This window comes from Candidatus Melainabacteria bacterium (genome assembly GCA_003963305.1).
In the GTDB taxonomy this organism is placed as follows: domain Bacteria; phylum Cyanobacteriota; class Vampirovibrionia; order Obscuribacterales; family Obscuribacteraceae; genus PALSA-1081.
Genome location: RXJR01000005.1, coordinates 83,136 through 96,792 on the forward strand (window position 1 = coordinate 83,136; position 13,657 = coordinate 96,792).

Consider the following 13,657-nt stretch of genomic DNA (forward strand, 5'->3'; position numbering starts at 1 on the left):
CCCTGGAGCTTTCCGTTCTGCAGTTATGAGCCAATTACACTCTCATACAACTTACGAATATCCGCTACAAACTTCTGCGGCTCGGAGTGAGAAGTGCGTTGCGCCCAGCTTCCGGCTCTCAAAACATCAGTAAGCGCAACGCGCTGATAATTCTGAGATTGACTGGCAAATTGCTGCGGAGTAATCCCATAGCCTTTCAGAAACGAAGGCAGCTCCGCCGGAATCTCAGTCGACAAACGTGCCAGGTCGAAATAAGGAGCAACACCTCCTTTTGCTTGAGTCCAGTCAATCACGGCGACAGCCCCATCATCCCGCATGATTGCGTTGTTCAGACTGACGTCACCATGGCAAAGTCGGGGTTCAAAATTCCAATCAAGCATAGGTTGCAAAAATTTTTGGGCTTCGCGATTCTCTTTCGCGCTTAGCGCTCCAAGCTTGACCAGAGGCTCGCCATCGAAGATATATCTGTTCTCGCCAGCTTTCATGGCTTTCCACGATTCCGTGAAGAACGGACGCTGTGGCTTGCTCAAATCGAGCGAAAAGCCGAATCCTTCAACCTTTATCCCATTAGTCAGACCAATCTGTTTGCCGAGCTTCTGAAGCGCTTCGCCTCTGTCCCCTTCAAGATCTGCAAGAGTCCTGCGACCGACATCCTCCATGAGCATATAGCTCGTTGTGCCTTCATCACCCACCTTAAAAATGCGAGGCGTTATAACGCCGCGAGATGCGGCGGTATCCATAGCCCAATGCTCTTTTTGATAGACATCGAGCGAGTCCTGGCAAAATCGAGCGATGAACGGTTTGCCGGTGGTCTCAATCCGATAAACATTGTTGACCACGCCACCCTGTAATCTGGTTGCTCCCAAAACAGAACCAAGTCCAGCCTGCTCTGAGAGCTTTGCGATATCGGGAAATTTTCCAGAACACGATGCGACTGCATCAGCAAGCAGAGCTGCGGCAGGTTCAGCCTGACCGGAGACTGCAACCGCGGCCTTTTCGGCGAGTCTCAATGCCAACGAACCTGTCTCAATTGGATTCACGGGTCGTACCCCTGGAAACTGATAGCGCCGTCACGTCTCACACCGGACGACTGCCATCTCTCGCTGCTTCAAAGTAATCGGCGATGGATAAAATGGCTGTAAAAGCAACACTTTGATTTTTCGTATGATTACGAAGCCCTGTCCTTTGGTCAATGCGACGGGTGCAACACCGTATACGGTGCCACTCTGAATCGACGCGAAATCGAACAAATTAAATGGCCGCCAAACAGGCAGGCTGGGGCACATCAATTTGGTAATGTCTCTGTCACGGACATCCAATATTATCAATGTGACCGATTATTGATCTCATTGAGAGGATTCTTCGATGTCCGTAACCGATAGCTGGAGTCCGCGCAACGAAACAAAAGAAACTGCTCATAGAATCGGCATGGAGATTGAAACGGCAGTTGCGACCGACAATCTGCAAGAGTATCGAGTGGCAATGAATCGTGCCTCTGAGTATATGAAATCCCATCCCGAGCAGCAGGACATATTCAAATATGAGGTGGAAGCGAAGCTGGGACGCGATGGAGCAACCGCAGCAGTTGTGGATTTCGAGTTGGTACACGCTGACACGGGAGCCGGCGCGACTATCTCACGGAAACAGATAAGCGATGCAAAGTTTAGCGCTTCAACTAATCCGCTTCAAAAGGATTTGCTAAACGCGGCCGAAGGAAATTACGATCAGCTGCCTCCCTACTTCTGGAGTCTGAGTCTGACAAATGCATCGATGTCGAAAATTCGAGATCGTCTACAGAGTGAGCAACAAAGCTTGCTACCCGGCAACCAGGTAAGAAACTTTTTTGAGAGAGACAATCAAGGTAACAGCCTCTACGATCGCGTCAGAGACGAGAACGGCAACATTAAATATGGAGCCGTCGCAGACTTACAAAGTCGCAGCCTGGACCAGAGACAGCGCGATGTTCTGTCTTATATAGATAAGTATCAGAGCAACAGGTACTACCTGTTCGGAAGCAGAGGCATGACCAAAGATGACTTAGCTTCTGTAGTCGAATCGCACAATATGAATCTGGACGAGTTGACGAGAACTCGGCAACAGCAGCAGCAGTTGGCGCAAAGACAAAACACAGATGTGCCTACTCCATAGTACAAACGCGAATCAGGCAGCAACACTGCTAAACTGCTAAACCGCAAAACCATAAATCCACGGATCTCGCAAAGCCGCAATCTCGCTCACTCGCCCGCGCGTGGCTTCTCGATCATGTCAACGCGGCGCTGATGTCTGCCACCTTCAAACGGTGTCTCCAGCCAGGTTTTGATGATTTTCTCAGACTCTTCCACTGATGTGCGACGCCCCGCTAAACAAAGCACATTAGAGTCGTTGTGCTGGCGACTCGTCTCAGCATCGACGGCATCGTGACAGAGAGCAGCCCGAATGCCTCTCACTTTGTTGGCGACGATCGAGACACCGATGCCTGAACCACAGCAGATAATGCCGCGTTTGAATTTTTCCCCGGAAACAGCATCAGCCACAGCGCGAGCATACTCGGGGTAATCGCACGAATCTGTCGAATTAGTGCCCATGTCTTCCCAACCGAACCCCATTCCTTCAAGGATAGATTTGATCTTCTCCTTGAGCTCGAGTCCGGCATGGTCACTGCCAATCGCTAATTTTTCCATGGCTCCCTCAAACTACTGAATCGTTAGATTCTAGCAGTAGGCGGCAAAAGCCTGGTGCTTTCTCTGGGCAAAGTTTTTCGGCGTTTCGAAGTGCTCTTTGGTCTCCACAACGCTTTTGATGCGATCGACGCGGAACAGCATCACGTCGTCCATTTCGTGACAATATGCCACCATGCGCCACATGCCGTCCTCTCGCACAATGCTGAGCGGGTCGAGCGTCAAAGTGTCGATCGCCTCTCGAGCCAGGCTATAACACTCTGCAGACACAGCCACATGCGTTATCAGAGCCTTTTCCAATACAGGCAAGGTGCCATCTATGGAATACATCGGATAGTTGAAGCCCGAGTTATCGTCGGCGCTCGCCTCCACGAAATCTCGGTCGGAAACATCGTGGGGACAGAAGAACTCGTCGTCAGTCTCCTCGTCTGTGCCCAACACGGAGTCGACAATGGCGTCGGCAAGCTCTTCAGACATAGTCACAAGCGAGGGCGATACGGCCGCCGATAGTTTATCGATAATGTCGCGAATTAACTCATCCCTCTCCTGGGCGTGAATCGTCACCCCCGCAACCAGCTTGTCCAACAGTCTCGCGCTGGTCAAAAGGAGGATGCCCTCTTCCTGGCTCAGCTCCAGCGAAAACTTTTCTTCCATCTGCATAGAAAGTTCCTTATGGCTCTGGGGATAAAGATAGCCCGCGCTCTGTGCCAGCGATGGCTGACCAGGCTGAAGCTAAACTTTCTTCTTCTAGCATACGCTCTACGTGCGGATCTGGCACGCCCGTGAGCAAGCGCCAGTAAAAATTTTTCCGCGAGTAGTGTCTACATCCTCTCGGGGGCTGACACGCCTATTATGCCCAAAACATTCGCCAATACTTGCTTCGTCGCCATTATCAGACCAAGTCTGGCCTTAGTTACGGCTGTATCGTCAGTAATGACGCGTGAGACCTCATAAAACTTCTGCAGGGCGTTCGCGACTTCAAAGGCATAGCGCGCCAGGCGACCGGGCTGCCGATTGACGGCGGCGTCCCTCACCTCCTGCGGGAACGACTGCAGGGCCATCACAAGCGCCTTCTGGTCTGCAAAAACAATCGGGTCCGAATCAAAGGCAGGCAAGAAGACATCAGCAGACTTTTTGAATTCAGCCTGGAAGTCAGCCCATTCCTTTTCGCTCAATACAGGTGGTTCAGTCACCTGCTTCTCAGTGTTCACGTATGGCTCGAGCGCCCGGCGCAGGATTGCGCAACATCTGGCGTGTGCATATTGAATGTAGAAGGCTGGATTTTCTCGGCTAGTCTTTTTGGCCAACTCCAGATCGAAAGCAATTGGATTTTGCGGACTCGATTCTGCCAGGTAATAACGCACTGCGTCCTTACCCACTTCTTCCATAACTTCGCTCAAGGTGACGACGGTGCCGCGTCTTTTCGACATTCTGACTGACTTTCCATCTCTGGAAAGATTGACTATCTGCGTCAGAATAATCTCCATCAGATCAGGATCTTCGCCCAGGGCTTTTACTGCAGCGCGCAAGCCAGGCACCTGACCGTGGTGATCGGCACCCCATATGGTGACAAACCCATCGAAATTACGCGAGTATTTGTCACGGTGATAAGCAGCGTCAGCAGCCAGATAAGTTGTATTACCGGCACTCTTTCTCAAGACTCTGTCACGCTCGTCACCAAGTTCCTTAGACTTCAACCAGAGCGCGCCCTCAGCTTCATAGCTGAAATTGTTTCTGGCAAAAATTTCCAGAACCTCTTCAACCTGCCCATTGTGCAAAGTTGCTTCTGAAAACCAGCTGTCAAAATGAATGCCCAACTTCTCGAGAAGTTGCTTCTGGTCTTCCAGAATCACATGTTTCGTGGCGTCGGCTAGCGCGGCAACCCCTTCTTCGTAATTCAAGTTGATGAATTTGTCTTTGTTTTGCTCAAAAACTTGATCGACGAAGTGACTGATAGATTCTTCGGGATAACCGCCTTCAGGATATTCAACTTCCCTGCCGTTCTTGCGCTGGTATAGAGCCCAGGCCTGCGCGCCCAGTTGCTCGATTTGAGCACCAGTGTCGTTTAAGTAAAACTCCTGCACAACGTCATAACCGGCAAACTTGAACAGGTTCGCCAGGCAGCTGCCGAAAACAGCATTGCGCCCATGACCGATATGCAACTCTCCGGTCGGGTTGGCTGAGACATACTCGATTAAAAGCCTTTTCTTTCCACCGACGTCGCTGCGACCGAAATCAGCACCGCTCTCATGGATCTGCTGAAGCGCGTTGGCCAGCCAGCGTTTGCCGAGTTGGAAATTGATAAAACCGGGCGCAGCAACATTGCACTTCGAAATCGCATCTGAATTTGCTTCAGGATTGCTTTTAATGTATTCCGAAATCGACTCTGCAATTTTAATGGGAGCGGTTTTTGCTTGCCCGGCCAGCTTCATCGCCACGCCACAAGCCAGGTCTCCATGTTCAGGTAGACGGGGACGTTCGATCACTACCGGAACAGAGCGCTCTGTCAGGCTTCCGAGCTTACCATCCTTAACAGCGCCATCGATGGCACTTTCGACAATTTGCTGGAGTTTTTGTTCGATCATCGCGGTCCCCTTTTAGACTCGACATCCCTGCCCGCCTTGAGGCTGGCAAGCCAAGAGTTTCTTGCAACATTAAATGATAGTACAGGATGAGGTATATTCACTCACTAAGTGAAGTTCGTTATACTTTTTGTAGTAGTCAAAGACAGACTTTGACACTGTCTGCGATACCAATCAGGTCAACATGTCTAAAAAGCTCTTTCTGAGCGCGTCGTCATTCCTTTGCCTGAGCGCCGCAACTATAGCATCGACTTTCGGGGCGGCTACCGTTGTTTCGCCTGTCGATCCGGTTCAACGTTACTACAATCAAGCTGTAGATGCGGTTCTGGCGGGCGACAAGGCGACTTTGCGCAAAGTCTACGACTATGACATTCTAGACGGAATTACTACACGCGACGCCTCGGCAAAGTCGCTCAACGACCTCGTCAAAAAGGTTCACCAGGAAGCTAAAGCTCTCTACAGAAAAGGCGAAGTTGCAAAAGCGGCAGACCGCCTGGAATTGACATTCGACTTCACTGCGTATGTTGCAGACAAGTTGGATCATGACGTCAACACTCCAGACCGAACACCTGAATATTGGTTAGCCGGATGGAAGTTGCCGACACTCAAGATGGACCGCGAAGTGTACATTGCCGCACTGAACGATTATGGCAGGTACTTGCAAAAACTTGACCAGGATGCAGAAGCGATGCGCGTTCTTGCTGCTGTCATCTCAGTAGAACCGCAGCGAGAGATTGCTTACCTGAATCTAGCCGACACGCTCTGGCATATGGGACGCAAAGAAGATGCCTTGCCATACTTCCAAAAATACAATGAAATCCGCAACGAAGAGAATAAAGAAGCAATCAAACTGCATCAACCTCCCGAAGCCGTTTTGCATGTGTCATGCGTAGCTTGCCCGAAGACAAATTCCGAAGTTGCGCAGCCCAAAGGTCGCATTGATCTGGCCAACTATTTTCTCACAATTGAAAGAGTCATACACGCCAACTGGCACCCGCCCAGAGGAGACAAAACTGAAACTGTAGTTTTGCGATTCGATCTCTCGAGCCCGGGTAAGATTTCGAATATCGCCGCCACCGTCTCAACCAGTGAAGCATACAAACAAGCTGCCATCAGCGCTTTGAAAAATTCAAAACTGCCTCCCTTGCCCAGTGATGCACCAGGTTCGGTATCACTCGATTTCACTTTCAGCTACAATGTTCTGAATAAATTCGACAAAGAAGATCTCGCTATCAAGCAGTGGTTGTCCAGATTGGCACAAAAAAAGAGTGCCGAGAATCATGCTGGTTTGGCTGAAGCATATGAAAATGACGGCGATTTCGTCAGAGCGAAAGAGCAATTGTTGCTCGCGATCGCGAAAGAAAGAGGTCCGCAACTAAAACGCTATGAGGAGCTTTTGCGTGACATCGAAATACAGATTGCCGAAGTCAAAACTCAGATAGCAGAACTCGGCAAAGAGGCTCCTAAACCGGGAAAACCGATGGGGCTGCCGCAAGCAGCTCTAAACAATCAAGGCGCCAACGCTTTGAACAGTGGCGATTATGCTACAGCGATTCAAAAACTGTCGCAGGCACTCAATCTGGACCCGGGTTATAAACTGGCTCGCAATAACTTGGGCATGGTCTTTAATAATAGAGGCATCAAACAGCGCAACAACAAAGTCAAAGCACTCCTGGATTTCCACCGAGCCCAATTGCTACGCACGGACGACACTGCCTCTGAGAAAAATATTTCCACATCGATCAAAACAATCATCAGAGGCAAGGATTCATACTCATTGCGAAAAGAGATTGCCGATGGGCTCGCTGCTCAGCATGACGACGTCGGTGCCATTTGCGAATATAGACGAGCTCTGGAAATAAAAGACGATCCCAAAATACGAGAACCGCTGCAATCGATCACCGACAGAGTGATGTCGCCATCGTATAGCGACAACGCCTTTATCACCGATCCCTGGTGACTTTCAGCGGAAATTGTCCTTCCGCCCTTAAGGGCCGGCCGTTGGCCAGATATTGCGCACCCGCTCAATCAAGCTCTGCACACGGTCAGGCATGACTTCAGTCTGCCCACCCGGGTTGTTCATGCGCTGTCGCATTGAGACGGCATTTTTGACCATAATTTCCAAACTGAACTGCTGACTTTCGTTCAGTACCGAACGCTTCTTCAAATAATTTGCCGTAGCCAGCTGGTTCAAAGACTCTTTCTTGCGAGTCAGATTCTGCTGCACCGACATGATTTCAACAGGATCTGATGTGTGATCGGCAAGCAATTTAGAAAGGTGCCGCTGTTCTTCGACGATTCCAGGCTTGATGTCAGCGTATTGCTTATTCCAATCAGATTCCAACGCAGTTATTTGCTGTTGCTGACCGGGAGTCAAATTCAACTTAGTCCAATCTATGCTGCAATGGTCTTCTGCAAAGGCGGCACCACACGTGATGCCCATAGAAAAAGTCAAAAGCGTAGTTCTTAGTCTCATTCTCTTAGTCTTTTTACTTCTGCTCATATACCGCAGCCTCGGCAACATCCGTTGGCTCCTTCAATGCTGACTCGATTAAGTAACCTTCCGAACTCACAGTGTCAGCTGTCACTGGCTGCGGCGTACCGAACCAGAATGCTAACGAACCAATCACTGCGATTACGGCAGCAGCGGCTGCAGTCAAGTACATACGCTGCCCGCCAAATTTTTTCTTGGCTTTCTCTTGTTGTTTCCCGGTGAAAGGCACCACCTGTAGTTTCGACTTGATTCCTGGCCAGAGATCAAAGTTCTCAGGCAATTCCGGCTGATAAGCTTCGCGTATCAAGTCACCGACTGAGGATAAGCTGTTGAAGCGAATACGACAATCGGGGCAATCTATCAAATGAGCGGTGATGTTGCGATGACGCTGCGAGGGCACTTCCTGGTCGACAAAAGATGACAGCTCTGTGTTGATCAAAGCGCAATCTTCATTAAGCTGAGCTTTCACAGCCGTCCACAAATCGACCTTGATATGAGCAGGCAACTCCAGCCCTTTGACAAGCAAGCGATTGGTGCTGTTCAAGAGCTTGAACTCAACCATGCAGTCGGAGCAATCTTTGAGATGCTTATTGACGCCCTCCTGAGCGGCTGCAGTCAGTTCGCCATCGAGATAGGCAGAGAGCTCAGCGCGCATCAGTTCGCACATGGACGGCATTGAATCTTGCAATGCCCCCCAGATGTCGGGAACGTTTTGATCTTCTAATGCTAATCCGGAACTTAAGAAGCTGGTTAACGACTTAATAGTCTCCAGTTCTTTCGTACATTGCTCACAGTTACCGACATGCACCTGAACTTCGGTGTGTTGCTCTTTCTCGAGCTGACCATCGATATACGCGGAGAGTTCCGATCTATAGCGAGTACAGGAATTTTCCATAAATCAGCCAGAAACCTCGGTCGTCGAAGACGTATTGTTTTCAAGGTAAGGCTTAAGCAGCTCTTGCAATTTGGTTCGAGCACGAGCAATACGGGATTTCACCGTGCCCATTTCTGTCTTGGTTAAGACTGCAATTTCTTCGTAGCTAAGACCTTCCACTTCTCTTAAGACGATGGAGGTTCTAAACTGTTCCGGCAATCTCAGCATTGCTCTCCTGATGACATCCGACATCTCGTTGCTGAGAACCTTTTCATCAGGTTGTGGATGTGCATCGGCTATATCGCGCGTCACATCAGCGCTCTCTTCGTCATCCATGGGCTCGTCCATAGATACTGTTGGCAACCGACGCGGACGTTTCCGCAATTCATCATAAAAAAGATTGGTGACGATCTGGGTAAGCCACGATCTGAACGATGACGGATTACGCAAATTGTTTATTGAGCGCCAGACGCGAATGAACACTTCCTGCGCCAGATCGGACGTGTCTGTCCAATCGGGGGCCAATTGGTACAGCAACGCATATACGGTGCGTTGATGCCGTTTAACGAGCTCCTCAAAAGCTGCCGGTTCGCGCCTCTGACAGGCGAGAACCAGGTCTCTATCACTCTTCTGGCTGTAGGCTGTGGCCATCTTGTAATCCTTTTTGGTCTGCCGGGAGACCAGTCATCCCATCAGTTAGACGCTAGGACCTGCCTGTCGTTCCTGAGATTCACCCATCTCGGCATTCGACAAGTCGAAGAGCCGATCGCGGTTATATCGTAACACTCACTGCGCAACGTGTTTTCAAAAAAATGACTCGGTAAGCTAGTCGGCCGGGGTTCAAAAATCAGATTGTGACAAGTCATGTCAGCTCAAAACGCTGCCAGGCTCATTTTGTATAAGATGTTTAATTCATGACAGCTGGATCGTTGCTAGCATAAGCAATGTGCAAGCCTCTGTGCTGGGGATTTTTGAGCCACACAGATGTGTAAACGTTGGCCTAACACTGATTGGGTCAAGGTTTGCTTCAAAAATTCAAAGCCTCCTTAAACGGAGTGCCACCAGTAGAAGAGGAGTAAGACATTGGCTAAGAGATATCTGTTCACGTCGGAGTCAGTTACAGAAGGTCATCCGGATAAGGTCTGCGACCAGATCTCCGATGCCATTCTTGACACCATTTTGGCTCAAGACCCAAAGGGTCGTGTCGCAGCCGAATGCTCAGTTTCAACGGGTCTTGTTCTAGTAAGCGGCGAAATCAGCGCAACAGCTAATGTCGACTTTCAAGAGCTGGTCAGAAATGTAATTAAAGATATTGGATATGTAGGTGAGAACGGTGGTGGCTTCGATGCCAACTCCTGCGCCGTTTTGACAGCAGTCAACAAACAGTCGCCAGACATCGCCCACGGTGTTACTAACGCCTTGGAAACTCGTGCAGACGATGATAAAGCAGCAGACATCGGCGCCGGCGACCAGGGCATGATGTTCGGTTTTGCCTGCACCGAAACTCCAGAACTGATGCCGATGCCTATCTCAGCAGCTCACAGACTGGCTCTGCGCCTTTCTGAAGTGAGAAAAAAGGGCATTCTCAAGTATCTGCGCCCAGACGGCAAAACTCAAGTCACTATCGAATACGAAAACGACAAGCCAGTGCGCGTTGATGCCATCGTCATCTCCACACAGCACGATCCTGTTATTGACGGCGTTGAAGACAACGACCAGGTGCAAGCTCGCATCGCAGCCGACCTGAAAGCATATGTGATTCAACCCGTGATTAAAGAATTGGGCATCTCAACAGATGAAAAGACCCGCTATTTGATCAATCCATCCGGTCGTTTCGTTGTTGGCGGACCACACGGTGACGCTGGCTTGACCGGACGAAAGATCATCGTCGACACCTATGGCGGTTACTCACGCCACGGCGGCGGCGCTTTTTCAGGCAAGGACCCAACTAAAGTTGACCGTTCTGCCGCCTATGCCGCTCGCTACGTAGCCAAAAACATCGTCGGCGCCGGCCTGGCTGATAAAGCCGAAGTACAAATTGCATACGCAATTGGTGTCGCCAAACCGGTGTCAATTCACGTAACAACGTTCGGCACAGGCAAAATAGCTGATGACGAAATCACCGAAGTCGTAAAACGAGTATTCGATCTCCGTCCAGCCGCAATCATCAACACATTTAAGTTGAATGAACTGCCGAAGAAACACGGCGGCAAATTCTACCGCAATGTGGCAGCCTATGGTCATTTCGGTCGCCCAGACCTGGATCTTCCATGGGAGAAGCTGGATCGCGTAGAAGAGCTCAAGAAATCACTGGTAAAGACGGCTAGCGCCAACTAGAGCGCGAAACCAATCTAGTACTCTAAGCAATCTAACGATGTTACCTGGTGACATCGTTAGATTGTCTCTCTAGCTATAATATTGAGGGAATTCCTGTCTGTGGTTTTCATGAGCGGCATCTTTCAAAACATATTTGGCATAGGTAGACAATGACGACCGGGCTTATCACCGTAAATCCGAACTCGCCAGAAAGCTATTCGGTCGAAGTGCAAGAAGGAGAAATCCTCGAAATTGGTCGCAAACCCGCACCGACAGGGAAACGCAAGCTCGTTTTGCCCTTTCCGGAAGTTTCCGGTCAGCACGCCGAAATTCGCTGCAAGTCGAATGGCTGGACAGTAATCGATTCGGGCAGTACAAACGGCACATCATTAAATGGAGCCCGGCTCACGCCCGGTAAAGAGTATCCGCTGCGTACAGGCGACGTTGTACAAATCGCTCAGTACGATTTACTGGTCAGCCCGCCCAACGACACTTCCTACGAAGAAGAAGAGGAAGATCGCAACCAGCAAGATAAGACCCAGTTTCGCATTCACTTGATTAATGCCACCATTCTCGTTGGCGACATCAAAGGATTCACAGCTCTATCAGAGCAGTATGCTGACAAGCCGGGTGTGGTTATGCAAGCCGCTCAAAATTTCTTCGAGACACTCAAAGAAGAGATTAATCGCAACTACGGTCAGCTGGAGAAAATTGTCGGCGATGCAATCATGGCTTACTGGCACGGAGATGATTCCAAAACCGGAGCCAGTCTGCAAGCGTTTCAAGCCTGCAAAACAGCGCTGCAACTTAAGGTGATCTCGAAAGATCTGGCCAAGAATCCAAATTTATGGCCTTTCAAAGACCACCCGATGATGCTCGATATGGCACTCGCTACAGGCCCCGTTGCCGCCGGTGCTCTCGGACAGACAGCCAATCCGGCCTTGCTCGGCGATACGGCTAATCTCGTATTCCGGCTCGAAAAGCTTATTGGCGACGATCGCCCGGGCGATATCGTAGTTGAGAACGTCACCTACGAACTAGCCAAAGAACATTTCAAGTTTGAGTATGTCGGACAATTCAATGTAAAAGGCCGACAACGTCCTGTTGATGTACATCGATTACTGGGATTGAAGTAGACGTGAATGACGATGACAGACTCAACCAGAGTGTAGGTCGTCTTCTCGTCGCTAGAATTCCGGGCTTGACTCTGGATGCGGTAACGCAACAAGCTCTGGAGGAAGGCACTATCGGTGGTGCCGTACTCTTCAAAGAAAACGCTGCCGATCTTCAGCAGCTTCATGCGCTCTGTACCGCCATAGTCAAACATTCTCTGCATCCGCCTGTGCTGACGGTAGATCAAGAGGGCGGCGCAGTACAACGTTTCGATCACGTTTTGACACCGATTCCATCACCGATGGCTCTGGCTGCATCAGGCAAAGCGGATGCATTGCGACAAATGTCCAAAATCAATGCCTCTCAATTGAAAACACTGGGCTTCAATTGCTTGCTGGCACCATGTCTGGACGTGCTCACAAATCCTCTCAACCCGATCATAGGTACACGCGCTTTCTCGGACAATCCGCGTAAAGTTTGCGAATACGGACTGCAAGCAATCGAAGGTATTGAAGAGGGCGGTTTAGTTGCTGTCGGCAAACATTTTCCGGGACATGGCTCAACGCTGGAAGATTCCCATGCCGATCTTGCTGTCTGCCCTATGGACAGCAAAGTCTTGTGGCAGCTCGATCTTCTCCCCTTCCGTACTCTCATGGATTACCTACCGTCCATTCTGGTTGGACATATTTGGCTCAGTTCGGTAGACCCGGAGCCGATTCCAGCCACACTTTCAAAACGGGTGACGCAAGGCATTCTGCGCGACTATCTGAATTATCAGGGGCTGATTATGACCGACGACATGGTCATGAAGGCAATTACAACGGGCTGGGGACTGGCTGAGGCATGCGTCATGGCACTCGAGGCGGGAGTGGATCTGATTCTCACTTGCGGTCCGATTGCTGAAACTGTGGACGTACATAGATACATTGTCGATGCCGTTAAAAGTGGCAGACTGCCTGAATCTAGAGTGAAAGACGCCGTCAGCAGAATAGACAAACTTTTCCCCAAACGACCAAAAGTGATTGCTAAAAAATCTTTACCGGCCTTTCAAAATGAATTGGATGCCCAGTTCGATCGCAGCCTGCAAGCCTCTTGCAGTGCGATAACTGTTTTGCGCGGTGAAATTCCACCCATCAACTCAGGCAACTGGGTGGTGCTGGTGCCAAATCATTCCCGCTATCCGATGCAGCTCGTCGAGCATTTAAATGCCATAGCCAGAGAGAGATTCACTTCGCTCGAGTTTACTGAAATTCGCTATAGCATCGACCCATCACCGGAAGAATCGCAGACGTTGCAATCGCAATGCAGTGAACGCAACTGCATTTTCCTTACTTATCGGGCCTTAATTAACCAGGGGCAGCTGCATCTTGGTTCTCTCATATCATTTGATGCACGAGAGAAAGTGCAAGTCGCTGTCGACGTGCCCTTCGATTGCATGGGGCTATCGGCCTGGGAGAACGCCATTGCCACTTACGACCCCTCAGACCTAGCTATGCGCGCTCTTGCTAAAGTATTGCTGGGAGAGTTCACCCCGATGGGAACATGCCCTGTCTCTCTGGAGTTTCAGGTCACCAGCAGCCGATGAAATGGTTTAGGAGTT

General features: G+C 50.1%; 12 protein-coding genes. 5 read left to right on the plus strand and 7 right to left on the minus strand.

Annotated features, from left to right (window positions below; genetic code table 11):
* Positions 1 to 23 precede the first annotated feature (23 nt).
* Positions 24 to 1,040: an aminoglycoside phosphotransferase family protein gene (locus EKK48_07335; protein RTL44090.1), complete on the minus strand. Its 1,017-nt coding sequence runs from the start codon at positions 1,038 to 1,040 to the stop codon at positions 24 to 26.
* A 325-nt stretch (positions 1,041 to 1,365) separates the two neighbouring features.
* Between EKK48_07335 and EKK48_07340 the strand changes: the two genes are divergently transcribed.
* Positions 1,366 to 2,148 carry a hypothetical protein gene (locus EKK48_07340; protein ID RTL44091.1) on the plus strand — a complete coding sequence of 261 codons (783 nt, stop codon included), beginning with the start codon at positions 1,366 to 1,368 and terminating at the stop codon, positions 2,146 to 2,148.
* 86 nt (positions 2,149 to 2,234) lie between these two features.
* Here the strand turns inward: EKK48_07340 and rpiB are convergent, their stop codons facing one another.
* The 3 genes from rpiB to EKK48_07355 form a co-directional block, all read right to left on the minus strand.
* Positions 2,235 to 2,681: a ribose 5-phosphate isomerase B gene (gene rpiB / locus EKK48_07345; protein RTL44092.1), complete on the minus strand. Its 447-nt coding sequence runs from the start codon at positions 2,679 to 2,681 to the stop codon at positions 2,235 to 2,237.
* Between the two features lie 30 nt (positions 2,682 to 2,711).
* On the minus strand, positions 2,712 to 3,338 hold the full coding sequence (locus EKK48_07350) for a WYL domain-containing protein (GenBank protein ID RTL44093.1): 627 nt from the start codon (positions 3,336 to 3,338) through the stop codon (positions 2,712 to 2,714).
* 161 nt (positions 3,339 to 3,499) lie between these two features.
* The gene (locus EKK48_07355) at positions 3,500 to 5,263 is read right to left on the minus strand and encodes an arginine--tRNA ligase (GenBank protein RTL44094.1); all 1,764 of its coding nucleotides are present in this window, start codon (positions 5,261 to 5,263) and stop codon (positions 3,500 to 3,502) included.
* 181 nt (positions 5,264 to 5,444) lie between these two features.
* Between EKK48_07355 and EKK48_07360 the strand changes: the two genes are divergently transcribed.
* Positions 5,445 to 7,220: a hypothetical protein gene (locus tag EKK48_07360; GenBank protein RTL44095.1), complete on the plus strand. Its 1,776-nt coding sequence runs from the start codon at positions 5,445 to 5,447 to the stop codon at positions 7,218 to 7,220.
* 27 nt (positions 7,221 to 7,247) lie between these two features.
* Here the strand turns inward: EKK48_07360 and EKK48_07365 are convergent, their stop codons facing one another.
* Genes EKK48_07365 through EKK48_07375 form a run of 3 tightly spaced genes read right to left on the minus strand, consistent with a single transcriptional unit; the run spans position 7,248 to position 9,279 of the window.
* Positions 7,248 to 7,736 carry a hypothetical protein gene (locus tag EKK48_07365; GenBank protein RTL44096.1) on the minus strand — a complete coding sequence of 163 codons (489 nt, stop codon included), beginning with the start codon at positions 7,734 to 7,736 and terminating at the stop codon, positions 7,248 to 7,250.
* A gap of 13 nt (positions 7,737 to 7,749) precedes the next feature.
* On the minus strand, positions 7,750 to 8,649 hold the full coding sequence (locus EKK48_07370) for a hypothetical protein (protein ID RTL44097.1): 900 nt from the start codon (positions 8,647 to 8,649) through the stop codon (positions 7,750 to 7,752).
* A 3-nt stretch (positions 8,650 to 8,652) separates the two neighbouring features.
* Entirely contained in the window at positions 8,653 to 9,279 is a 627-nt protein-coding gene (locus EKK48_07375; protein ID RTL44098.1) for a sigma-70 family RNA polymerase sigma factor, read from the minus strand.
* A 432-nt stretch (positions 9,280 to 9,711) separates the two neighbouring features.
* Here EKK48_07375 and EKK48_07380 point away from each other — a divergent pair, with 432 nt between their 5' ends.
* The 3 genes from EKK48_07380 (at position 9,712) to EKK48_07390 (ending at position 13,642) form a co-directional block, all read left to right on the plus strand.
* On the plus strand, positions 9,712 to 10,965 hold the full coding sequence (locus tag EKK48_07380) for a methionine adenosyltransferase (protein ID RTL44099.1): 1,254 nt from the start codon (positions 9,712 to 9,714) through the stop codon (positions 10,963 to 10,965).
* 149 nt (positions 10,966 to 11,114) lie between these two features.
* Positions 11,115 to 12,080, plus strand: coding sequence for an adenylate/guanylate cyclase domain-containing protein (locus tag EKK48_07385; protein RTL44100.1), 966 nt, complete (start codon positions 11,115 to 11,117; stop codon positions 12,078 to 12,080).
* Positions 12,062 to 13,642, plus strand: coding sequence for a glycoside hydrolase family 3 protein (locus EKK48_07390; GenBank protein ID RTL44101.1), 1,581 nt, complete (start codon positions 12,062 to 12,064; stop codon positions 13,640 to 13,642). The genes EKK48_07385 and EKK48_07390 overlap by 19 nt, the downstream gene beginning before the upstream one ends.
* The last annotated feature ends 15 nt before the right edge of the window (positions 13,643 to 13,657 follow it).

Excerpts from the sequence above, each read along its gene's own strand:
- EKK48_07365 (RTL44096.1), bottom strand. The coding sequence starts at position 7,736 with ATGAGACTAAGAACTACGCTTTTGACTTTTTCTATGGGCATCACGTGT.
- EKK48_07355 (RTL44094.1), bottom strand. The coding sequence starts at position 5,263 with ATGATCGAACAAAAACTCCAGCAAATTGTCGAAAGTGCCATCGATGGC.
- EKK48_07385 (RTL44100.1), top strand. The coding sequence starts at position 11,115 with ATGACGACCGGGCTTATCACCGTAAATCCGAACTCGCCAGAAAGCTAT.
- EKK48_07340 (RTL44091.1), top strand. The coding sequence starts at position 1,366 with ATGTCCGTAACCGATAGCTGGAGTCCGCGCAACGAAACAAAAGAAACT.
- rpiB (RTL44092.1), bottom strand. The coding sequence starts at position 2,681 with ATGGAAAAATTAGCGATTGGCAGTGACCATGCCGGACTCGAGCTCAAG.
- EKK48_07370 (RTL44097.1), bottom strand. The coding sequence starts at position 8,649 with ATGGAAAATTCCTGTACTCGCTATAGATCGGAACTCTCCGCGTATATC.
- EKK48_07350 (RTL44093.1), bottom strand. The coding sequence starts at position 3,338 with ATGCAGATGGAAGAAAAGTTTTCGCTGGAGCTGAGCCAGGAAGAGGGC.
- EKK48_07360 (RTL44095.1), top strand. The coding sequence starts at position 5,445 with ATGTCTAAAAAGCTCTTTCTGAGCGCGTCGTCATTCCTTTGCCTGAGC.
- EKK48_07375 (RTL44098.1), bottom strand. The coding sequence starts at position 9,279 with ATGGCCACAGCCTACAGCCAGAAGAGTGATAGAGACCTGGTTCTCGCC.